General features: G+C 57.5%; 12 protein-coding genes and 2 rRNA genes. 2 read left to right on the forward strand and 12 right to left on the reverse strand.

Annotated elements, in window-relative coordinates; genetic code table 11:
• The first annotated feature begins 103 nt into the window (after nucleotides 1–103).
• Complete coding sequence (locus ACQK2L_RS23545) at nucleotides 104–1,090, forward strand: D-cysteine desulfhydrase family protein (RefSeq protein WP_425399496.1); 987 nt, start codon at nucleotides 104–106, stop codon at nucleotides 1,088–1,090.
• A 12-nt stretch (nucleotides 1,091–1,102) separates the two neighbouring features.
• Here the strand turns inward: ACQK2L_RS23545 and ACQK2L_RS23550 are convergent, their stop codons facing one another.
• From ACQK2L_RS23550 to ACQK2L_RS23590, 9 genes are all read right to left on the reverse strand, one after another.
• Nucleotides 1,103–2,089: a PEP-CTERM sorting domain-containing protein gene (locus ACQK2L_RS23550; RefSeq protein ID WP_425399497.1), complete on the reverse strand. Its 987-nt coding sequence runs from the start codon at nucleotides 2,087–2,089 to the stop codon at nucleotides 1,103–1,105.
• A gap of 175 nt (nucleotides 2,090–2,264) precedes the next feature.
• Complete coding sequence (locus tag ACQK2L_RS23555) at nucleotides 2,265–3,527, reverse strand: hypothetical protein (RefSeq protein WP_425399498.1); 1,263 nt, start codon at nucleotides 3,525–3,527, stop codon at nucleotides 2,265–2,267.
• Nucleotides 3,528–4,131: 604 nt separating this feature from the next.
• Entirely contained in the window at nucleotides 4,132–5,190 is a 1,059-nt protein-coding gene (locus ACQK2L_RS23560) for a hypothetical protein (RefSeq protein ID WP_425399499.1), read from the reverse strand.
• Nucleotides 5,105–6,160: a hypothetical protein gene (locus ACQK2L_RS23565; protein WP_425399500.1), complete on the reverse strand. Its 1,056-nt coding sequence runs from the start codon at nucleotides 6,158–6,160 to the stop codon at nucleotides 5,105–5,107. Before ACQK2L_RS23565 ends, ACQK2L_RS23560 begins: the two co-directional genes overlap by 86 nt.
• A 183-nt stretch (nucleotides 6,161–6,343) precedes the next feature.
• The gene (locus tag ACQK2L_RS23570) at nucleotides 6,344–8,173 is read right to left on the reverse strand and encodes a DUF7453 family protein (protein WP_425399501.1); all 1,830 of its coding nucleotides are present in this window, start codon (nucleotides 8,171–8,173) and stop codon (nucleotides 6,344–6,346) included.
• 202 nt (nucleotides 8,174–8,375) lie between these two features.
• Nucleotides 8,376–8,484 (reverse strand): 5S ribosomal RNA (rrf, locus tag ACQK2L_RS23575).
• Nucleotides 8,485–8,627: 143 nt separating this feature from the next.
• A 23S ribosomal RNA gene (locus tag ACQK2L_RS23580) occupies nucleotides 8,628–11,486 on the reverse strand.
• Nucleotides 11,487–12,195: 709 nt separating this feature from the next.
• Complete coding sequence (locus ACQK2L_RS23585) at nucleotides 12,196–12,723, reverse strand: hypothetical protein (protein WP_425399502.1); 528 nt, start codon at nucleotides 12,721–12,723, stop codon at nucleotides 12,196–12,198.
• A 51-nt stretch (nucleotides 12,724–12,774) separates the two neighbouring features.
• Nucleotides 12,775–14,241 carry a GGDEF domain-containing protein gene (locus tag ACQK2L_RS23590; protein ID WP_425399503.1) on the reverse strand — a complete coding sequence of 489 codons (1,467 nt, stop codon included), beginning with the start codon at nucleotides 14,239–14,241 and terminating at the stop codon, nucleotides 12,775–12,777.
• A 294-nt stretch (nucleotides 14,242–14,535) separates the two neighbouring features.
• Between ACQK2L_RS23590 and ACQK2L_RS23595 the strand changes: the two genes are divergently transcribed.
• The gene (locus ACQK2L_RS23595; protein WP_425399504.1) at nucleotides 14,536–15,453 is read left to right on the forward strand and encodes a response regulator; all 918 of its coding nucleotides are present in this window, start codon (nucleotides 14,536–14,538) and stop codon (nucleotides 15,451–15,453) included.
• Nucleotides 15,454–15,517: 64 nt separating this feature from the next.
• Here ACQK2L_RS23595 and ACQK2L_RS23600 read toward each other — a convergent pair whose 3' ends face one another.
• From ACQK2L_RS23600 to ACQK2L_RS23610, 3 genes are all read right to left on the reverse strand, one after another.
• Nucleotides 15,518–16,561 (reverse strand): Lpg1974 family pore-forming outer membrane protein, encoded by a 1,044-nt coding sequence (locus tag ACQK2L_RS23600; RefSeq protein ID WP_425399505.1) that lies wholly within the window; start codon nucleotides 16,559–16,561, stop codon nucleotides 15,518–15,520.
• Between the two features lie 353 nt (nucleotides 16,562–16,914).
• Nucleotides 16,915–19,590: a putative Ig domain-containing protein gene (locus tag ACQK2L_RS23605; protein ID WP_425399506.1), complete on the reverse strand. Its 2,676-nt coding sequence runs from the start codon at nucleotides 19,588–19,590 to the stop codon at nucleotides 16,915–16,917.
• A gap of 185 nt (nucleotides 19,591–19,775) precedes the next feature.
• Complete coding sequence (locus ACQK2L_RS23610) at nucleotides 19,776–23,171, reverse strand: peptidylprolyl isomerase (RefSeq protein ID WP_425399507.1); 3,396 nt, start codon at nucleotides 23,169–23,171, stop codon at nucleotides 19,776–19,778.
• Between the last annotated feature and the right edge of the window lie 26 nt (nucleotides 23,172–23,197).

A 23,197-nucleotide genomic window follows, 5' to 3' on the forward strand; every position in this document is an offset into this window, starting at 1 on the left:
AGATGAAACGTGCGCCATTTGCTATCGCAACACTTACCAGATGCACACGGTTCATTCGAGCAACACGGAAACACTTTACTCCTCACAATTGGACGTAAAACACATGGACACAACACTCAGCCGCGTTTCGCTCGCCAATCTGCCAACGCCGCTTGAGCACCTTCCAAGGCTGTCGGAGAAGTTAGGCGTAGAGATCTGGATCAAGCGCGACGACCTCACCGGGCTTGCCACAGGTGGAAACAAAACGAGAAAGTTGGAGTACCTCATCGCCGACGCGCTGGAACAACAGGCGGACTGCGTGACTACTGCGGGCGGCCCGCAGTCGAACCATTGCCGGCAAACCGCCGCGGCGGCTGCCAAATTCGGCCTCGAGTGCCACTTGGTGCTCGGCGGCGAACCGGAACCTCCACTGGGCAATCTGCTTCTCGACCAGATCCTCGGTGCGAAGATTCACTGGGTCGCCAAACCGGAGCGAAACCAGAAGATGCAACAACTGGCCGAGCAGCTAACCGAGCAAGGCCGCCGGCCGTATGTGATTCCAATTGGCGGATCCAACGCCATCGGTGCGGTGGGTTATGTGCAAGCCCTTCTCGAACTGAAGCAACAAACGGACGAGGCTTCCGTCGCCTTCGATCACATCGTCTTTCCAACCAGTTCCGGCGGCACGCAAGCCGGGTTGGCACTTGGCGCGAAGCTGGCAGCATTTGCTGGCCAACTGACCGCCGTGAGCATCGACGTTCAGCCCGACGATCAGGCCTTCCTGCAGGAAGTTGCCGACATCGCAAATCAAGCGGCTGAGTTGTCAGGACGCTCCGAACGAATCGCACCCTCCGATCTGCTAATGGACTACGACCACCTCGGCGGCGGGTACGGCGTTGTGGGCCGTTTGGAACAGGACGCCATCCGCCTGATGGCGGAAACCGAAGGCATCCTACTGGGCCCGGTGTACAGCGGCCGCGGTTTTGGCGCACTCGTCGAGCGCATCCGCAGCGGAAAAGTCGCGTCATCCGACCGAGTTCTCTACTGGCACACCGGCGATGAGTCGGCGCTGCACGCGTACGCAGACGACGTCCTGCCCGCCTGCGAATGAAGCACGTTGCAATCAGTCTCGCCGAGATCGTCGCCTTACTAGTACACTGCCTATCAGCAGGATGGATAGCATCGTCACCGAAGTTGGTTCAGGCACGGCGACGTACTGAATGGCGAACGGCAGCCCTTGCGTCTCGAAATCAAAGTTCGTAGATCCAAAGCCGGCTCGTCCAGCAAACGTCGCTTTGGTGAACACCGCCTCGAACTCCTCGGGTGCCATTCCCTTCTCTAGAATCTTACCCAACTTGTACTTCCCAGGCTCAATGAGATCAGCGAATAACCCGATGACCGACTCGTTGGCCTGTGAAAATGGTACTGTGAGTGGAGCTTTGTAGTGCTCAGGCATGAACTCACCGACCGATTGAAGTATGTATCCGGTGATGTAGCCGCCTTCCGCGCCGTTGGTCACCAAATCAACTTTGCCATTGGCTGCGTGGTAAACCAAAGTCGCCTGCTCCGCCCAGGTCAGCGAATCAGGATCAATGAGATCTAAGCGATTATCAAACTCCGCATTTGGCAGCCCATAAACGAAGTCTGCTTCGGGTGGCTTGCCGCCTCCAACAACATCTGTGTAGAAGTCGTGGCCGAAACCCTGATCAGCGGAATTGTAACAGCATGGATAATTCTCGTCGTCAAACAAATTCAGCCAAGTTTCTTCAGACAATCCCGATGGCAGAACTTCGCCAATCGAATAGTAACCTACTATATTCGTCGACAAGGAGCCTTCCGCTACCTGCGTCTCCCTGCTCTCGAAATACGTTGTGTTCGTTAATCGTAAGTGCTCTTCGGTTCGGAAGCGGATCTCAGATGCTTGAGGATTCAACCGCAAACCAAAAATGTATACCCCACCACTTCTCGTACCAGCAGTGTCAATGGCGACAGTGCCCGTATCGGGATCGTAATAGTACGTAAGCGCAGCCCCTGCCCTCCCAGCGGCAGATACGCCCAAAGACACCGTCGCCATGCAAACCAGAATGGTTCGTTGCACACGATTCATCATCTGTTCCTCCTCAAATAAAGCCCCGGACCGGATCGTATCACGAAGAGCGGTCTACCGCAAGATTCCAAATTCGAACAATCTCTGCCCCGGACGACTTATACTAACAAACAGGCCACTTTTCTGGGCTACCAGATAGTCAACTCCACTTTTCACACCACAATTCGAACACGCCGCATCATCCCTCCGGCGCCGGGCGGGCTTGTTGCAGCGAGTCGATAATCTCGCCTTGGATTGCTTCGATTTCCTCGCGAAGCACCTTGTACTGCTCGCCATCATTCTGGGCAGCGTAGGACAGATTGATCAACACGCCGCGGACGAAGGCCGCTCCGCGCAAGGCTCGCTTTAACTGGAAAACCGCCAGGCCCCGCTCGTCTGGGTCGAACTCGTACGGTGGCGGGAGCGGCAGCGCCTGAGCTAGGCCGCCACACACCTCACCCGCGTGTCGCAGCAGGTCGACCACGCCTGGTGACGAATCGGTCTTAGCCAACTCCATGAGCCGCACGTAGAAGCGGGTCGCCCGATCGAGTAGCGGGTCTCGCTCCTTGCGCGACGTTTCGAAAGACTCGCCATCGGCGGCCGCCAACTCATCCACCGCCGCGAACGAGTCCTCGCTTGTGTCGCACCACTGACCTTCCGACTCGCGCGTTGCGTTCGCATCCTCACCGGGCGGATCCCCAAGAACTTCATCGAGGGCGTCTTCGGCATCCTTTCCGGCCAGGAATTGCTCTTCTATCTCTCGCTGCGTGCGGCGAGTTCGCGCGTCATTCTGGCGAACAAGCTCCGTCCACTCGGCCTCAATGTCACTCCAGCGTTTCGTGAAATCGTCGTCAACGAGCTCCCCAGCTGTTTGTGTTGCGTCTGGTTCCTGAAGTCGCCCGTGAAGGATTTGAGCTACTCGCTCGATGCGGGTGGCAACGATCTCCGGATCCTCTAACGCCTCGTGACTCAGCGACGTCTCTTCCAGAGCCGACGCCAATGCGTCGATGGCCCTGGCGTTGCGCTGGATAGACTCGGCCATCTGCCGCGCGTCGCGGTGTTTCCAATAGCCGGTTTCGTCCTCCACTTGCAGGGAAGGAATGAACCGGTCGCGAAGGATCGTGAGCAACTCCACCAGTGCGGCGTGCCCCACCGGCGTGCCGAACTGCGTCTTCACGAAGCACGTAGAATTTTCGCCAGACTCACCGCGTTCGACCTCCTTGATCTCAATTAACGAAATCAGCCAACCCTCCGGCGAGAAAAGCAGGCTCATCGTCTCCTGCCCGGGCTCCAGATTCACCAGCAACCCTCGCACCACGCGGTCTGGCTTTTCGACCGACGCGCTCCGCCAAACTTCCACGTTGCCGCCGATCTCGAGCACCAGATCGATGACCAGGTCTTCGAGTTCTTCAAGGCGGCTCGGGTCGGCCAACTGGCCGCTGTAATGAACGGTCATTCCCATTTCGAATTCCCTTGGAGTTAATCCGCGTGCACCGAGTTTTGGGCCAATTCCTAAGAATCACAACCACTGGCCCAAAACCCCAGGGGTTTTGGTCATCCCCCAAGTGGTGAAACCCCTTGTTTTCCAGTGCCAAACGCTCGCCCGGTGGGACAAAACCCTCCGCGTTGTTCCCCGCATGTTCGGCCAGTTGGCCCAAAACCCAATGGTCCACAACCCAAGACAGTCGCGATTCGCTCCGCGAATCAGCGAAGGCACCACCACGCATTTTTTTGGGAGACAGATCTCAACTTGGGAGAGACTCGTCTCGGTTCCGACAACGCGTAGGTTGTCGGCTAAGGGATCACTCCCAAAGCAAATCCGCGAAGGGCCATACTATACATAACACCACGCAACCCCATTAGATCACACGCCCTTGCGATTTCAACTGCGATTTTCTTACAGACCTGTTTTCTTCATCCCATCAATAGCGGTTCCTCGATGCACCATCTCGACGGAGAAACGTGGGCCGCAACAAGCTCAGGGCCGTGGCGGCAAGTGTAGACAAACAGAAGGCCGGAGAGGAAACAGAGTCAACTGAAGAGCGCTTGCTGACCGATTACTAGACTCAGCGTCTACGGCGGGGTAGCGTATTCGCCCCAACCAGAACGATGGCAGCCAAGCACAACGACACCGCACTGTGAGGCTCGGGCACGGCAGAAATCGCGTCAGCGAGGCCGCCCGTCGACTGGCCGAAGTGCTCCTTCCAAACGTCGTAGTCGGCCGCATCGACGATCGAATTGCCACTACCATCAGCGGCGAGCCCCGATCCGGTAGCGCCCAGGTTATTCCGCCAGACGGTGTAGTCGGCGAGGCTCACGGTGCCATCGTTGTTGTAGTCGCCGGGGAGCGACTGCGGGACGGCGTAATGGATTACGAGCTGTGGCCGTGCGTCGCTAGAGCTAGCCTCGGAGCTAGCAAAACCTAAGTACATAGGGAGGTCCAGGCTCCGAAACTGTAGTCCCAGATGGCTTGCTGTTCCGAGCAACCCCTGAACGAATGACACGTTAATGGGTATTTCGATCGAGCTATGCGATGCACTTAAGGGATCAGTCGTCGCGACAACAGTGCCGTTGGTAGCTGCGTCGGACAGCGATGCTAGACCGTCGCCTGCGTAGCCCCTCAATTCCATCCGCGGCTCACCGGCTGATGCCCTGGGATCCAATGTCAGAACGACGCTATCAATGGTCGCATTCACGGGAATCGATTGGAGCGAGAACTCCATAAGCACCCGCTCCTCCGGATACTCAGTCGAGAAGCCAAGGCCGACATAAAGGCTGCTGGCACCCTCTTCAATAGAGAATGTCTGCCCGGGATAATGCGTGACGTCGAAGGTGGGAATCAATGTCAACGACTCGTTGGAACCGAGTTCATCGAAGGCGAGACGCGCCATCCGCCATTCGGACTGTACATTGGGTTGATCGATGGTGTATCCCCCAACCACCAGCTTGCCATCCTTCTGCCAAGCCAGAGACGTCACCTTCTCCCGCCACGACGTCCCCAAATCGATATCGAACGTTCCCCCATTTCCGAACGTGGTATCAAGCGTACCATCGGAAAGCAGCCGAGTAACGGAAAATGTGTTGTCCCCAGCGAGTAAAATCCTTCCCTGGGAGTCCAGCAGCATGCCGGTGGGGTCGCTCCACGATGCGCCAGGGGGGCGCAATGATCCTGCCGCCGCTACCAAACGTGGAGTCCAGACTACCGTCTGGGTTGAGTCGGACTAGAACAGTTTCACTGCTTACGCCACTGGTGGCTAAAATCTTGCCATTCTCCAGAAGGACCATATCCGTGATCTCTTCCAAACCATACGCTTGGTTGCTAAGCCGCAGTACCTGTTGCCCGTTTGTCCCAAACGTGGTATCTGGCAGACCACTGGGGAGGTACTTCGAAATCGCATGAACGTAGTCGCCATTGCTCCCTGACTCTGTATTCGTGTGCCCGCCAGCTAAGATGTGGCCGTCGGGAAGCAGAAGGAGCGACTCCAAGTTGTCGGAGGGACTGGAAACACCTTCGCGCGAGAAATTGGTCACAACCCGTCCGTTCGTGCCAAAGGTGGTATCCGGTTGACCTGTCGACGTGAACTGCGTAAGCACGAAATCCCAATCGCTATTGAAGATGTCGTAGCCACCAATCAATATCCTGCCATCCGGATGAACCAACATGTCACGAATGTAAACTTGAGATTCGACTTCAATGAAGCCCGTACCGTTCACACCGAAACTAGCATCAGGCGTTCCGTCGGCGTTGTATTGCATTGCGCGGAAGCCCCGTGTTGACCGCAAGTCCGGCACACCAAGGAGAAACTTGCCTTCTGGCAGGGCATGGATAGCCGGCGAGCTTGCCGAATAAGGCACCAGCAGTTTGCCATCGTGGTCCAGAGTCGAATCCAACTGACCGTTGGGTAAGTAACGGGCCACCTGCATGCGGTTAGACGAGCCGCCGGTACCCACAGCAAGAATGGTCCCATCGGACTGTACGGCGACTCCTTCCAGCTCGTCATAGGCACCGCCGAAGTCGGTCGTCACAATCCCTTCAATGCCGAAGCTCGAATCTAGTCGAGGCAGGGCAACAGCCTGACTCGCGCAGAATATCAACGACACCAGCCAAGCAGAAAACGCCGAGTTCCAGTTGCCGAGAGTCCTTTTTTGATTCATGACTTGCCGCCTTCAAAGAAGCTAGCTGGTTTATTCGCTTATAGATTATATCTTAGCAACGTTAAGAATTGCCCTTGATCAGAAGATCGCCTTGCGAGGGCAGTCGATTCCCCTAGTGGGAATTTACCAGGAAATCGAGCGGCTCTTCCGAATCACGGATGGTAGTGCCAACACCCAACCGAGTATAAGCCACGTTGCCGGCTCGGGCACCTGTACGCCGGTGATACCCGACTCCGCCGACTGCCCGAATGAAGACTTCCAGACAATGTAGTCCGCCGCGTCGACCACCGCGTCGCCATTGCCATCGGCGGCGAGACCGATGCCGGTCGCGCCGAGTTTGTTTCGCCAGACGGTGTAGTCGGCCATGTTCACGGTGCCATCGTTATTGTAGTCGCCGGGATCACCCGACACCGCAGTCGAAACAAATACACCGCTCGATCCATCTTCAAAGATCGCCTGAAAGACGAGTTCGCCAGCGTTATTGAAACCCTGCGGACCAAAATTCAGTTCGGTCACAAGGCGGAAGTCCGGATCAGAAGCATCATCGCTCACATCCAGGTAGTAGTCCTCGTCCGTACCTGTGGTTAGCGCAATCAGGTGCAAGTTGCCGCCAAGGTCTGTGGCCCAAATGCCCGTGGCACTACGGGGACGGCGGCTATCGGTAGGCTCAATGACTCGTCCCAAGAATGCAACTTGCCCAGCGTCGTTCATGGCGATCGGCGACTGGAACGACCCCTTGAAGGGGAAATCTGTGCCTGGGGCGAGATCGCCACCATAAGCAACGAGGGACAAATCGCCCTCCGTATTTTCAACCCAGAGCCCCTCGTCATACGGGTCGACGTCGCCACCGTTGAGTTGGGCAACAAAGGCGAGTTGCTGGGAGTTATTGAGAACAAGCTCCTGGAAGTCATCGAAGAGTCCATTGGTGCCGGGAGCCATTTCGCCGCTTCGGTATGGTAGTTCCGCTAAAACACCACTCCGATCGCTCCAGATACTGTCTCTTTGGGTCGTGCCGTTTTGGTCAGTGAGTCTGGCAGCAAATGCGATCTTGCCCTGGTCGTTCAATTCAGCCTTGCTGGCGCTGTCAATGAACAAAGATGTTTCCGGAACTGGGTCCCCTTGTCGAACAACAGCCTGGTAGGTACTTGCGTTCTCTCGCCACAGCGTTTCGAATTCGTCGAAAGACCTAGTTGAAAAAATGGTGTCTCCTGAACCGCTCAACACCGTAGAGCCGACTCTGTAGGGTATCTCAGAATCACCAGGAACCGGCTCACCCTCCAGAGCAACAACCTGAAGTGGCTCTCCAACATTCCTTTTCCAGATACCATCGCTCTCAAGTCCACTAACGGGATTCGGGCTCGCCCCTTTCCCCGATACCAATACGTTGCCACTTTCGCTTAGACCCTCTAGATACAAATTCTCGAATATCAATGTGCTTCCGGGGGCAGGATCACCCTCCCTAGCGACTAGCTCCAAGCCGCTACCTCCTGCATTGGTCCAAACCGACAAATCGTTTGTTAAGTCGACGGCTGGGCCTTGAATCAAAGTTTGAAATGCGATTTCACCACTATCGTTCAGCCGAATGTAACTGAAACCTCCTAGACTAAAATCCGTGCCCGGCACCTGGTCTCCCTCGTGCAATATCTTCATCAGAGACCCATCCCGACTGCTGACCCATAGTCCTTGATCATTGTCGATACCAATACCCTGACCTGCAACACTTGCTGTAAAAGCCACCTGGCCTTGTCCGTTGATAACCGGTGCATAGAGATAGTGTCCGGAGTCGGAAACAGCTTGAAACGCGACACCACTACTCTGCTCTGACATACCTGTCACCGCAATCGTGGAGAATCGTTCGCTAGCAGACGCACACTTCGCGGGCGCACTCATCACCAATACCGTGAATAACAGTGTGGCCCCGAAACCAAATTGCTGCATCTGGCTGAATCTCATTTAAGAAAAACGATGATTGAACACGCTCTAAAGCAGTCTCAGTAACGTGACGGATACACGGGACATACCTTGAAATGATTACCCCCAATACTAAGGTGGATAGCGGTCCCCCGCAACTGTAAAGTGACGATCTAGAAACGCAAAAACCCCGCTTGAGCCGAAGCTCAAACGGGGTTTTGCAATCTTCCCGAAGTAAGATAAAAACTGGCGATACCTACTTTCGCACTGGTAGGCACTATCATCGGCACCGAAAGCTTGACTACTGTGTTCGGAATGGGAACAGGTATTTCCTTTCGGCTATGGTCGCCAGAAATCGACACGCCGGCGGTGAAACCGAGCGTGCCGCTTTGACTTGGTGATATATCCCTGAGGATAAGAGCAAGAGTGTCATGGAGAGTGTGAATCTCTCCCTCTTTGGCCTTACTACTCGCTGTTTTAAGAGCGAAAGATTAATGTGGCCAAGCATTCGTCCGTTAGTATCGGTTAGCTGAATACATTACTGCACTTACACATCCGACCTATCGACCTGGTCGTCTTCCAGGGGACTTTCGAGCTATTAGCTCAACGAAACCTCATCTTGGAGCGGGCTTCACGCTTAGATGCCTTCAGCGTTTATCCGTTCCGACCTTAGCTACCCTGCCGTGCCGCTAGCGCGACAACAGGAACACCAGAGGGTCGTCCTTCTAAATCCTCTCGTACTAAAGAAGAACCTCCGCAAGTTTCGTACGCCCACAGTAGATAGGGACCGACCTGTCTCACGACGGTCTGAACCCAGCTCACGTACCACTTTCATTGGCGAACAGCCAAACCCTTGGGAGCTTCTCCACCCCCAGGATGTGATGAGCCGACATCGAGGTGCCAAACCGCTCCGCCGCTATGGACGCTCGGGAGCGATAAGCCTGTTATCCCCGGAGTACCTTTTATCTGTTGAGCGATGGCCCTTCCATACGGAACCACCGGATCACTAAGCCCTACTTTCGTACCTGCTCGACTGATAAGTCTCGCAGTTTAGCACCCTTCTACCTTTGCGCTCGATGCCTGATTGCCAACCAGGCTGAGGGTACCTATTGGGCTCCTCCGTTACTCTTTGGGAGGAGACCGCCCCAGTCAAACTGCCCAACTGACACTGTCCGTTGCCTGGATTCACAGGAATCAACGTTAGAATTAAACCATGAACAGGGTGGTATTTCACCAACGGCTAGCTCTGAGCTAGCGCCCAGAGATCGAAGCCTCCCACCTATCCTACACAGTACATAGCTCAACCCAATATCAGCCTACAGTAAAGGTTCACGGGGTCTTTCCGTCTAGCTGCGGGAACGTGGCATCTTCACCACGACTACAATTTCACCGGGTCACTGGTTGAGACAGTATTCCTCTCGTTACGCCTTTCATGCAGGTCGGAACTTACCCGACAAGGAACTTCGCTACCTTAGGACCGTCATAGTTACGGCCGCCGTTTACTGGGGCTTCGGTCAGAAGCTTCGTAGTTAAACTAACCTCTTACCTTAACCTACCAGCACCGGGCAGGCGTCAGACCCTATACTTCCTCTTGCGAGTTTGCAGAGTCCTGTGTTTTTGATAAACAGTCGGAGGAATCGATTTACTGTGGCCGGCTCTCACCGGCATCCCTTATCGCGAACTTACGGGATCATTTTGCAGAGTTCCTTAACCAGTGTTCTCCCGAGCGCCTTAGACTACTCGTCTCGCCTACCTGTGTCAGTTTTAGTACGGTTAGCTATGCTTCAACCCTTAGAAGCTTTTCTTGGACGTCCTTCTAGCGACTACCTCTGTAAGTCGAGTTCGGCGCAACAGCTTGGTTTATATGGGCGGATTTACCTACCCAACGCCTCGCTGAAGCCCACGGGCTGATCTAAGATCCCCGATCGCTTTTCGGACGCCGTCCCTCCATCGGTCCACATAGCTAGCGCAGGAATATTTACCTGCTGTCCATCGACTACGCCTTTCGGCCTCGCCTTAGGAACCGGCTAACCCTGGGCGGAATTACCTTCCCCAGGAAACCTTAGGCTTTCGGCGGGCAGGATTCTCACCTGCCTTATCGTTACTCATTCCGGCATAATCACCTGTAGGCCCCAACACCGCTCCTTTCGGTACGGCTCGTATCTGACCTACAGCGCTCTCCTACCAATCTTTCGATTCTATGGCTTCGGTGTCGTACTTACTCCCGTTCATTATTGGCGCAGAATTGCTCGACCAGTAAGCTGTTACGCACTTTTTAAATGATGGCTGCTTCTAAGCCAACATCCTGGTTGTCTCAGCAATTCAACTTCCTTAGTGACTGAGTACGACTTCGGGACCTTAGCCGATAGTCTGGGTTGTTTCCCTCTCGACCGCGAAGCTTATCCCACGCGGACTGACTCCTGAGATAGTTACATCGGTATTCGGAGTTTGGCTCAGAGGGGTACCCCGCGAAGGGCCCACCTCCAAATCAGTATCTCTACCCCCGATGCATAGTGGCTCAAGGCTAGCCCTAAAGCTATTTCGGAGAGAACGAGCTATCTCCGGGTTTGATTAGACTTTCACTCCTCCCCACAAGTCATCCCCTCGGTTTTCAACCCAAGTGGGTTCGGTCCTCCACGCAGTACAACCCGCGCTTCAACCTGCTCATGGGTAGTTCACCCGGTTTCGCGTCTACCACCAACGACAAAAACGCCCTATTAAGACTCGGTTTCCCTGAGGCTTCGGTCCGGAAGACCTTAACCAAGCCGCTGACGGTAACTCGCCGGATCATTATGCAAAAGGCACGCCGTCACCCGTTGCCTAAAAGGCCATAGGGCTCCGACCGCTTGTAGGCGTATGGTTTCAGGTTCAGTTCCTCCCCTAGCAGGGGTTCTTCCCATCTTTCAGTCACCATACTGAGTTCACTATCGGTCATTAGGTAGTATTTAGCCTTACGGAATGGTCTCCGTAGATTCAGTCGGGATTCCACGTGGCCCGACCTACTCAGGTACCTCTCGAGAGATTGCTAGCTTTCGCATACGGGACTGTCACCCTCTATGGTCGACCGTTCAAAGTCGTTCTGCTAGCCGGCAATTTTGTGACTCTCATTTGAAAGGCCCTACAACCCCGCGAGGGAAACCCTCACGGTTTGGGCTGTTTCCCGTTCGCTCGCCGCTACTGAGGAAATCGATTTTTCTTTCTTTTCCAGTGGGTACTTAGATGTTTCAGTTCTCCACGTTCAACCAGGTATCCCGGGATCATCGCTTGTTTGTCAACTCCCCCAGGCTTTTCGCAGACTTCCACGCCTGTTCACCTAATGCCAAGACATCCCCCATACGCCCTTAGTAGCTTGGCCACATTAATCCAGCGCTCTCACTAACTAGCACTTCGGTGCGGGAAGCCAAGAACCCGGGGGTTACTCTATCGAGAATCGACTCTGATGGTTGGAGAGTCGAGGGAGATGGAGAACAATCCGGGGTCGGGGACGACCCGGCTCGCTGTGCAGATGCGAGGACAAGAGATTAACGTGTCTCACTTACTATGCCACCGCTTGGGATGACCCCGTAGGGTCGGCGGTGGCGAGTAACTAGATCCACATTGTTTTACTTCAATCCCCCTCGACGATATCGAGGTGTCTAATTGGGACGGAAGCTTTGTCTAAGGACAAAGAGCTCGGAATGAAGACTCACCACATCTGCTGCAAACAGATGGGGCTATCTTCAATTTCAAGATGCCACTCTTGCTTGTATCACCAAATTGTCAAAGAGCGATTCGCTGCCCCAAGGGGCTTTGAATCAGCCGGCCTCATACTGCCGGCTCCTGGGATGCAGCTGTCAGGCTTCCGCCCTTCAGCACCAGGGAAACACAAATAATAGCGGTGCTTCTCAGAGTCATCAAGGGCCCCCGGAAGAATTTCTACCAGATTTCCGGAGGCGGCTCTGAGGCACTTCCCCGCTGGAGATTACAGCAGGGAGTAATGTGCTATCGGCGAGAATTCTACGCCATCTTTAGCCCAGGACAAGGGGGGCCAGTAAAAGGTTCGCGCAGGAGTGCCGAATTGGGAGTCATTCGATGTGGTAGGCGTCCGGCGCGTCTGCCGACAGTGGGGTGGAAGTTGGCGGTGGTTCGTCCGACGGCTGGTGCGACTCGGGCTCCCAGAACTGTGTCGCCCGCAGGGCAATCCAACCGCCAAGCAGCGATAGACCGATGTGCTGCAGAGGACCAATCAGCGTCCAAACAAAGAGGGCCGCCATGGACGATAGGCCTCCGCGATCGAGCAAGTAGGTGGCGAAGGCGGAGGATGGTGTGCCCCACAGCGAGATCGCCAGACCAACTCCCGCGGCGATGGCGAACAACCTAGTTCTGCCCTGAGCCACCATCGCACCGGCCACGAGCACACCCGCGTAAGCGACCAAGACGGCGGTCACCAGGATGCCGACTACGGCGGCCAACAACCCTGGCATCGTCATTGCCAAGGTGCAGATCACGGCCACCAGCACCATGGCGCCCAACAACGACGCGGTGTTGAAACGCGGGACGAACCTACGCCCAGCAGGCGCATTCGATGGCGGCGGTTCTTTCGGCGAAGTCATCGATTCGACCTAAGGGCGGCAGTCCAGTTGGATTTCCCCCCCAAGAGTCTATCAGAACAGCCTGGCGGCAGCAGCCGCGCCGACTTCCCGCCTCATCGGATCGTTCAGATCGGCTTCGGCTCGTCCTACGAGCACCTCGACGGAGTCGCCCGTTCTGTGCTGCGACTTGCCTGCACTCAGCACTAAGGCGACGCGTTGGTTTTCAAACTCGAAGGGGCACTGCCTCAAGGCTTCGGACGCTCTTGAAACCACACGTTCAGCGGTCTCTATGTCGTTGTCGGGCAGCATCACGGCGAAGCGGCTCTCGCTCAGCTGGGCGAGCAGATCCATTTCGCGTAGTGAGTTCTGCAGCACGGTCGCCACGCCCTCCAGGGCGGTGCCGGCGACCTCGGCTCCAAAACGGGATCTTATGTCTTGAAATCCATCCAACTCGACGACTAGCACGGCAATCGGCTGCTCGGTGCGAGTGGCCTCGGCCATTCGACGGCGCAACTCGTCGGCAAACCTTGTACGGTTGGGAAGCGACTCCAAAAGCGAAGGGGCGGATGGAGCACTCTGTTTCTGCGCCGATGCATCGCCACTCGTGCTAAACGGCAACGGCTCTTGTCCGTCGTGCCAGTGTCCGCAATTGCGGCCAGCGCTCTTCGAAGCGTACAGGGCGTCGTCGGCCCTGCGTACCAGCTTCGCCTGATCTTCTCCTTGTCGGAACTGAGCCAAACCAACACTCGTGGTGACCTTCAACTCCTGCCCTTCGAACGTTACCGTCATTGACTCGATCGCTTTTCGGATGCGTTCGGCGGCGGTCTTCGCCTGCTCCGCGACTGTCGAAGGCATCACCACGGCAAATTCCTCTCCACCGTAACGACATGGCAAATCCATATCGCGGCAGGTCTTGAGGAGCATTCGGCCGAACTCCCGCAGCACCTCATCTCCCGCCTGGTGCCCGTGGGTGTCATTGAATTTTTTGAAGTAGTCGATGTCCATGATCAGCAGCGACAGCGACGTGCTGTTTCTCACCGCTTCACTGCAACGACGTCGCATCTCTTCATCGAATGCCCTGCGGTTCGCCAGTCCGGTCAGCGAGTCGGTGCGTGCCTCGGACTCGTGCAGATGGATTTCACGCGCCTGGGCGGCTATCTGTTCCTCCGCCTTAGAAAGTCGTTCTTGCAGCACTTCGTTGGCGGCCACAATCCTGGAAAGGGCGTTCACCAGCCCCACTCCGGTGGCCTCGGCATCGGAAGTATCGAGGGTGCGGAGTCCCTCGGTGATCTCGCCCATCGTGCTGGAGTGCTTGCCCACGTCGCAGGCGACGCCAGAAGCCAAATCACGTAAACGCTCCGTGGCCATTGCGGCCCGTTCGCGCTCGAGATGTTTCTGCCGCTCAAGCTCCTGTTGCTCCTCGCTGAGGCGGTCCTGCCGAGCCTTTCGACCTGCGGTAAACCACGCGCCGAGGACGAAGCCTACTACCAAGGCTACGACAGCAAAAACAACATTCAGTACTAACAACATACTCATCATGGGTCTCTTCTCGGAAAGTCGGCCCGACCCTCTCGGAAATTGGAGCTTTGCCCACTACCTCGACTGTGACTGGGCAGCCTCAATTCCCGAACAACGGCAGATTTTATGGTTTGCCGCAGAAGGTTACGTTGACTAGCGAACGAGTCAAATAAGAACCGCTCGGTTTAGTGAGTAGACCGATTGAAGCGGTTGAAACGACTCGATCGCGGTTCCAGAGTGGTGGCACTGCGAATCAAGCCGATACATCAGTTCCCACCTCATGACTGGACTTTCAACGAACCGATCACTAACGCAATGACTATCGCATCCCGCCGAGCCCTGATCGTCGATGCTGATGCCACCTGGCGGGATCGGCTGTGCGCTGCGCTGAGGAAGGAACAGTTCGCTTGCGAAGTGGCTGCCGATGGCCAGCAAGCGATCCAACTACTCGCTGCGAGGCCCTATGATCTGTTGGTGACGGAGATGGCGCTTCCCAAGGTCCACGGTCACGCGCTGATTATCCATACACTCAGCCGTAGCCCGACTCCGCGTGTCGTCGTGGTCAGTGCCCTGACCGACCATCGTCTGGTTCGTGATGTTTTCACTCGAGGTGTCGACGACTACTTACACAAGTCGACACCTTTCGAACTGCTGATAACGAAGCTGCTGTCGTTGTTCGACGTGGACCAGTGGCGCGCTGGCCAGCCAATAGTGACCGACAATCCCGTTTTCGAGTCCCGGGAAGCGGTGCTAGCGAAAATCGAGAAGCGACTGTTAGCTGTGTCCGAGTGTTTTGCCGACCGTTTGGCTCCCTTGTTCGAAGAGGAGTTTCACGTCACGGAAACGCCGGCTGGGGTGATGGACTTTGTGGATCGGTTGCGCATCGACGAACGTGCAGCTGGTACCGCAGAACTACATGAAGCGGCGAACACACGCAATGCCAAGCGAGTCGACGTGCGCACTACCGGTATCGTCATCCAAGTGAATGAGCAGATGCTCGCCATCGATAGCCCTGTGCAAGTGGTGTTGCTCGACGTATCGATGACAGGCGTGAGACTAATGCATACCAGGGCACTTCCGGCGACCGATCTGGTGCTATCGTGGCAAGCGGAGTCGATGCCCTTCCAGAGTTTCCGCTTGCCAATAAGCGTCACGCGGTGCCGTCCCATCGGCCGGTTCTACGACATCGGCGGCATGTTCGACATACCGGTAGAAGTCAATTCATTGGAGTAGAACCTAGGGCGTTCGCGCTCAGCGGCAGCGGCACGCCTATCCGGCGACTGCGATTTCGTTCGGCCTACCAGTTGATACCGATCGCCGAATTGAATCCGAAGAATCCCACTGCGCCGTCCTGGCTCGAGGCGTTGCCCGCCCCATCCCACAGTTGGCCTTCCATGGCCACCGAGTAGAACGGTTGCCAGCCGCGGCAATCGGCCATCGCGGGACTCCAACGATATCCCACCTGGAGTTCGCAGATCGACAGAACGTCGTCACTGGCGGTGGTGGCGGTCGTATTGACCGGAACGGACAAGTTCAGGTCTTCCCCACCCCGCAGGTTGCTCTTCGAGTCGCCAAACAAGATCGACCCGCGGGCCTTGCAAAAGATGCCCGCCCGGCAATTCAGCTGTCGCAGCGCTTCGAACGACACGGTAGGACCAAATCCTTCAATCGAGTGACGATAGTCGATCGTCCCCAGTAGCGTGTCCGTGTTATCGGTCAGCGAAGCGAGATAGCCCTGTTCGATATGGGCGTATCGAAAGCCGCATCCCATGCCGAACTTCCAGGAACAGAAGTCCGTCATTTTGGTAGCTTCCAGATCAATGGTGTAGGCGTTCAGATCGGTTGCTGCCGCAAACACGTCGGTGGGAATCTCGGTAGAAATGTCCACGTCCAGGAAGCCCGGGTGGGTAATCTCACCGGTACCGCTGGCGGGAGGACTTCCGCTGGCAGGAGCGGCGTCGTGGTCGAACTGCCACCAGGTAGCCCGAAATCCGACGTCGCAGCCGCGCTGCCAGCCCACAAATACGCGGGGCGAGAATTCCAGGTCGTAGTCGAAGTCAGTTTCCGACGCCGTGACCGTGGTGGCCGTGGTGTCGGTGGTGGTGAATGCCAGGTTGCCGCTGCCACCAAAGTGGGGCTTGAGGAAGGTCGCTTCGAAGCCGGTATACCAGCAGCGAGGAGCACAAACCCCGACACCACACCCGACCGAGTCGCAGCAAGCCGCGTCGCCGCAACACACGTCGCCGCAAAAGTCGGGCTCGCAACAGTCGTCGCAATATTGCTGTCCGCACTCGCAATAGGAGGCTTGCTCCACGTCGCCAAGCGGCGAAGCTTGGTGCAAAGCAGGAGTTACGGGCGGTTGGACAGGCCGTTGCTGATAGCGCGTGTCCCGCTCTGTTCGCCCGGTTACTGGGTTGTAAGCCATCCGAGCCGAGGTCGACCGCTGAGCGCGGGCCGCCTCCGAGAGCAGACCGGCAATAGCAAGACAAGTAACGACAACCAGTTTCGTGCGGCGGCAATCCATTGCGCGGCCCCCAAGCTTTGCGTTCAATGCAGATAAGATTAGGCAACACAGGGTGCGCTCCCACGCACCCTGTGCTCGAAAGTCATTATCGGCAAGCTGCGCAAAGACATCCAGTTAAACCGACTTTTCCGGCTCTGAATGCTAGCAGCGATGGAGTCTGGGTTGCACGACTATACTTGGCTGGCCTGGACATCGAAATCGAAGTCGAAATCGCCATCCAGCGAGTTGCCCGCCAGGTCGGCGATGTCCAGGTTGTCCAACAACAAGTTGTAGCTTTCCAGCGCCAGATCGGTCGCCAACGCAAGCGTCGCGGTCATGTTGTCGCTGGTGGTGACATCCGAAATGGCAACCGCCTGTCCGTCGTTCGCTCCGCCCACAATGGTCAGCGTGTAGTTGGCTACATCGAAGGCTTCGGTGCCCATCATTTCGCTGAAGGTAACCGTAAGCGAGTTGACCGGCGCGATGATCGTGCCCGTAGGAGCATCGGTGACCATTGGCGCCGTGGTGTCGGCAACCACAGTAAACACGACCTCCTCCTGGTCCACGCCACCGGCTGCGTCCGTGACGATAATGCGGAACGAGAAGGTGCCCGTGGAGTCGGGTGTCCAACTGAAGACTCCGTCGGGATTGCTGATGCTCGGCTCCGCAGCGCCCTCGGCCAGTCCGCTGCCATCGAGGTCGATGGAGTAGAACAACTCGGATGCGTCGTGATCGACATCGGTAGTCGTCGCGGTGAACTCAACCAAGTGTCCCTCCATGATCTCCACCGGCGACGACGGGTTGTCGTACGGCGCTGGCAGGGTCAAATCGGGGAAGTCGTTCTCCTCGACCACGGTCACGGTCGCCACCGCAGCGGCACTGTCGGTCGTGCCGTCGTTCACTACGATCTCGACGATCCGGTCGCCGGGCGTTGGGTCCTCGGAGGTGTTCTCGTAGGTGAGTGATGCCAAGACAGTCTGGTAATTGGCAATCGACTCCTCGCCGCTCAGTGTGAGGACTCCTCCGTCATAATTGGCCGTGATGCCCGCCACGACGGTCACTGCGAGTGTCTCGCTGGCAAGTTCTCCCGGGTTCGTGAGGGTGATGGTCGCCGACGCGATTGTGGTGCTGTTGTCGCTGGTGATCGTCACATCGGGTTCAACCAGTCCAACAGGCGGATCGCCTTCGGTAAAGGTTGCGGCCACGCCGGTCCCTGGATCGTCGCCGTTGAGGTCAACAACCGGTCTTGGCGCCGAGACGGTCGCGGAGAACGCCTCGCTATCGGCACGCACTGGCGCGCCATCGTCGTTTACCAGCACGACGAAACCGATCGCGTTGCCCAGATCGCCTGCGGTGGGCGTCCAGCGGATTTCGGCCGTGGTGTTGCTGGTCTGTGTGATGGTTGCCGTGGCGGGCGAGTTGTCCGTATCGAGATCGAACGTCAGCGTATCGCCGCTATCCGGATCGCTCGCGGTAACCTGCACCACCAATTCTTCTCCGACAAATGCCTCCTGGTTGGGGATGGCGGCAAGATTCGGAGCGTTGTTGATGGTCGTGATGTTCACGGTCGCGGTGCGTACGGTGCTCGCATCGTCGCCATCGTCGACCACCACCTCCACAGTGCGTGCGGTGTCTGTAGGATCGGTCGACGTGTTGTTGTAGGTCAGCGTGCGGAGAACCATTTCGTAGTTGGCCACGGTGTCGGTACCGGTAAGCGACAGCACTCCCGTCGTATCGTCGTACATGGCAACGATGGAAGTTCCCGTCGTGTCGACAGCCAACACCTCGGCGACGCCGTCCAGCAAGTTGGTAATGGTCACAGTGGCCGACTCGAGTTCGGTGTCGTCCACATCGGTCACGGTCATTCCAGCGTCGACGATGGCGACTGCGCCGCCGCCTTCTGCGAATGTGGTTTCAAACTCGGCGTCGGGATCAGCGCCATTGAGGTCGACTTCGGGCGCGTCGTTCTCGGCTACCACGGTCACCGTGGAAGTCGCCACGGTGCTGTCGTCCGAACCGTCATTGGCAACGACTTCGATCACTCGATCACCGGCCGTGGGGTCCTGCGACGAATTGTCGTAGGTAAGAGTGCGGAGCACCTGTTGGTAGTTGGCCAGCGTGTCGGTGCCTGTGAGCGAGAGTTCGCCGGTCGTGTCGTCGTAGTTGGCCGTGATGGAAGTGCCCGTGGTATCGACCGTCAACAATTCGCTTGCGCCATCCGCCAGATTGGTGATCGTGACGGTGGCCGACTCGAGGTCGGTGTTGTCGGTGTCGGTGACGGTCAACTCGGCCGAGTCGACAGCGGCCACGGCGCCGGCGTCCTCGGTGAAGGTCGCGGCGAAGTCGATGCCCGTGTCGGGGCCGTTGAGGTCGACCTCCGGTGCCTGATTGCCAGCCAGTACCTCGACCGTGAACACTTCGGCGTCCGCCAGAGGGGGAGTGCCCTGGTCCACCACGAGCACAACGATGCTAAACGTGCCCACCTGCCCTGCTGTCGGGGTCCAGGTAAATACACCATCGCTCGAAATGCTGGCGCCGTCGGGCGTTTGTCCTGGGACATCGGGATCGAGCAACCAGCGCAACGTATCGCCCGTGGGACTACCGGAGCCGTCCAGGTCCTCGGCAGTCGCGCCCGCGGCCAGCAGGTCGAGTGTGAGCGTTTCGCCCACGGTCACTTGCTGGGCGGCAACACCCGATAAATCGAGATCCGGCGGGCATTCATTTCCGGGCAACCCAGTACCATCAAGCACCCAGCGCGCCTCAAGACTCTCGAGCCTCAGGTTGTTGCCGGCACGCTTCGCAATGCGCCGCTTTTTGTTGCCGAACCACTGAAAACGCCGTTTTTCGCTTCTGTTCGAACGTGCCACGATGCCTGTTCCCCTCTGGGTAAATCAAGTTGAAAACTGAATTGAAACGAGACCAGCCACCCATTATTCCCGGGCGACCCCGGTTTGCAAGTAAAGGTGGCGGTTTTCAATAAAAAACCCTTGCGCCAACAACCTGGACTCCAATGCTCGCTTAACAAATAGCGCAAATCCCTGAGCTGCGGAGCCTACGCCCCACTCATTGGTGCAGTGACTTCGATTGTTAGCAACTGAGAATCAAGGTCGCTGTCGTTGATGGGCGTTTCTCTCCTGACAAGAACTTCGATTTCCATCGTTCCGGTAAAACCGTCCGGCGGCGTTACCGTGAGTAGCCCATCGGTAGTCAGGTCAAACGTGTAATCGACCGTGCCTGACTTGAAGGCTTCGTACACTACCGGATCGCCTTCGACGTCTTGGGAGGTAAGCTGAATCATCGCGCTCGTACCCGACTCGATGCTCACCGGTGCGATGTCGTCGAGGAACGGACGACCGTTCGTGCGCGACTCGATCGTGTCCAAGTCATCTTCGACAGTCACGGTAAACGTACGCTGGAACGAATTGCCGGCGGCATTGGTCACCGTGACCGTCACGTCAACCGGCCCCGACACGCCGGGATCGGCCTTGAGCATCAACACAGCGTTTTCAGTGTCGGTGAAAATCTCGACGTCTTCCATCACCACATCGACAGTCGGCCGCGAAATCTCCGTACTGGTTGGCTGCTGCTCAACAGCCGTATTGCTGATCGCTTCGCGGTTGGCTTCGCCTTCGACCAGGATGCCAAAGATCGTGTGGTTGAAGTCGAGGTTTCGCAGGCTTGCGCTATCCCCTTCGGTGACGAAGAACTGCGAGTCGTTACCATCCTCCACTCCCTTGGCGTAGCTCAGCAATCCGGTGCGATTGTGCTGCAGGTCGACGTGGAACTGATCATCGAAGTCGCCGAGGGTCGAACCGCCGGAGCCGGTACCGGTGGGATCGCCGCCTTGGATGACGAATCCATTCACCACGCGGTGGAAGATCACATCGTCATAGAAGTCATCCATGGCGAGTTCAATGACTCGATCCGTCGCCCGCGAGGCACGGCCTTCGAACAGTTCGAACACCATGTCGCCAAAGCCGGCGACGTCGACTCGCATCGAACGGTTGCCGGTGAGCAGCGTGGCCGTTACGCCAGCGTTGTCCGTGGTGACTTCGTACATGAGCGGTTCGCCGTTGGGATCGTAACCATCCAGCGGGATGTGCAGTGGCGATCCGACCAGCAGCGTGTCGTCCTGAACTTCTGCCATGAATGGGGTGTTGGATGTGGGAACCGTTACACCGGCTGCCGCCGCCAGGGTTTGCAGACTGACAACGCCTTCGATGCGCGTACCATCGCTGAACACCCAGGTGGGCAGCATGGTGATGTCGTTGGCCATACCGACATCGTTGAGCGAACGGTCGGGGTTCGTCACCTCTTGGAATGGCAGGAACTGGCCACCATCCTCGAACAACTCCTTCTGCTCGGTGCAGAACGGGCACCAGGCGGCGCCGAAGAACGTGGCGCCCGAATCGGTGATCGCCAGCGCCAAGCCAACCAGATCGATCGAGCCAATCGTCAACTCAATCGTTGCCGAGTTGCTGGTCTCCACTGCGTCGGTCACGTCGACCGTGATGGTGCGCGTGCCGCTGGCGTCGCCGTCGGTGTTGTCGTAGGTGAGTGTCCGCAGCACCGCTTCGTAGTTGCTCACCGTGTCGACACCCGAAAGCGTTAACGTGCGGGTGGCGGAATCGTAGTTGGCCGTGATGCCTGTGGTGCCAACGTCCACGGCCAGCGATTCTGCGTCGCCATCCGGCGTGGCGGCCAGGGTGACCGTGGCGCCGGACACCATGCCGCCGTCGGCGCCGAGGATCACGAGTTCCTCGCCAACGATGGAAGTCGGCCCGGCCAGTGGCTCGAACGCGCCGGTCAGATCGTTCTCGCTGACCTCCTCGCCCGTCAGGTCGATCACGAGTTCGACGTTGCCCACCGTGACGACAAAGTCTTCAGAATCCGCAAGCACCGGGTCGCCGTCGTCCGTCACTAGCACGCGGAACGCAACCTCCGTATTCTCGTCCGCCTCGGTAGGAGTCCAGCGGATGATGGCCGTGTTGTTGTCGGTTTGCTCGATGGTGGCTCCATCGGGCGAGTTATCTTGATCCAGATGGAACGTCAAATCGTCGCGCGAGTTCGTATCGGTGGCAGTCACTGTGACCACGACTTCCGTTCCCACTTCGCCGGTGGTGTCCGGAATCTCAGCCAGATTAGGCGCCACCTGCGGACCGTCGTCGATCAGATCGATCTCATAGTCCTGGCGGTAGACGCCATGACGATCGCCCGCGCCGTGCCCCGCCCACACGATGGTCGCCAAGTCGTCCGACATGGCGATCGACACATGGTGCTGATGCCCGGAGTTGGCGCCGGCGGTATCCTGATTCACAGCGAACGAGTCGACTTCGGGCGTACCGTCGCTCTCGTACGTGCGGGCGGCGACCTCGAAGCCTGCGCCGTCGGAATCGACGGTGGTCCAGGCAGCGACCCAAGTGCCATCGTCGGCGATGCCGATCGTCACGTCGAATTGCTCGCCGTCGGTTGTGTCGTTCAGCAGTATCTCGTCGCCGAAAGTCATGCCGTCCGCGTCGAGTTTTCGCGCGGCCACTCCCCAACCATCGCCATCCTGTCCGCGAGTTTGCCAGGCGGCCACCACTTCGCCATCGGTACCAGCAGCCAACACGACGCCCATCTGGCTGTTAGTCGTCGTGCTGTTCCAAACCATCTCTCCACCGATCCGATCGCCATCGGTGTCGAACCGCTGACCGTAGACACCCCAATCGCTGGTATCCTGGCCCAGGCTGCTCCACGCGGTCACCAGGTTGCCCGCGGCATCGAACACCATGGCGAGTCCGGCTTGATGGTTGTCGGTGGTAGTGTTAACCAACACTTCCCCGCCAACCTTCTCGCCGCCCGCAGTGAATCGTTGCAAGTACACGCCCGAGGCGTCGCTCGTACTCTGGCCGCTCCAGCCCACCGCGAACGCTCCTTCGGCGTCCATGGCAATCGTGGGATCGATTTGCTTGCCGGCCGTGGTGGTGTTGACGAGCGTCTCTTCGCCGAGCGCCGTGCCCGTCGCGTCGAAGCGTTGCAGGAAGATGCCCTGCAGATCGCCCACGCCTCGCCCCGCCCAGACAACTACGAAGTTGCCCGCAGCGTCCATGGCTACCGATGCGGAGGTCTGATCGCCTCGCACTGTCGAATTCACCAAGAACGCGTCGCCGTCTGCCACGCCATCGGCGTCGTACAATTTGGCGAACACACCGCTATCGTCGCCGGGGCCGTTGCCGCTGAACACGACAACTTGAGCGACCTCGCTCACGGCCACCGCCGCTTCGGCCGCTTCGGTGGACTGCGTGCGGAAAACCAAATCGTTCACCATCACTTCGTCGCCCATCACATCGACGGCCATCAGCCAGCGGCCTTCAAGATGCTGGCAGGCGAGTCGGCGGCCGTCTCGAAGCTGGCGCACCTTGCGTGAGGGACGGCGGAAGTAGCTGTGCCAATGCGAGAGTTTCATCGGTGGTGTATTCTCAGGGGGCGTCA

This window comes from Aeoliella sp., from assembly GCF_965227375.1.
GTDB lineage: Bacteria > Planctomycetota > Planctomycetia > Pirellulales > Lacipirellulaceae > Aeoliella.

What these genes read in the sequence shown, in the direction of transcription:
- ACQK2L_RS23590 (WP_425399503.1), bottom strand. Translation starts at nt 14,241, where the DNA reads ATGATGAGTATGTTGTTAGTACTGAATGTTGTTTTTGCTGTCGTAGCC.
- ACQK2L_RS23560 (WP_425399499.1), bottom strand. Translation starts at nt 5,190, where the DNA reads ATGCTGCTGGACTCCCAGGGAAGGATTTTACTCGCTGGGGACAACACA.
- ACQK2L_RS23585 (WP_425399502.1), bottom strand. Translation starts at nt 12,723, where the DNA reads ATGACTTCGCCGAAAGAACCGCCGCCATCGAATGCGCCTGCTGGGCGT.
- ACQK2L_RS23610 (WP_425399507.1), bottom strand. Translation starts at nt 23,171, where the DNA reads ATGAAACTCTCGCATTGGCACAGCTACTTCCGCCGTCCCTCACGCAAG.
- ACQK2L_RS23545 (WP_425399496.1), top strand. Translation starts at nt 104, where the DNA reads ATGGACACAACACTCAGCCGCGTTTCGCTCGCCAATCTGCCAACGCCG.
- ACQK2L_RS23570 (WP_425399501.1), bottom strand. Translation starts at nt 8,173, where the DNA reads ATGAGATTCAGCCAGATGCAGCAATTTGGTTTCGGGGCCACACTGTTA.
- ACQK2L_RS23555 (WP_425399498.1), bottom strand. Translation starts at nt 3,527, where the DNA reads ATGGGAATGACCGTTCATTACAGCGGCCAGTTGGCCGACCCGAGCCGC.
- ACQK2L_RS23550 (WP_425399497.1), bottom strand. Translation starts at nt 2,089, where the DNA reads ATGATGAATCGTGTGCAACGAACCATTCTGGTTTGCATGGCGACGGTG.
- ACQK2L_RS23595 (WP_425399504.1), top strand. Translation starts at nt 14,536, where the DNA reads ATGACTATCGCATCCCGCCGAGCCCTGATCGTCGATGCTGATGCCACC.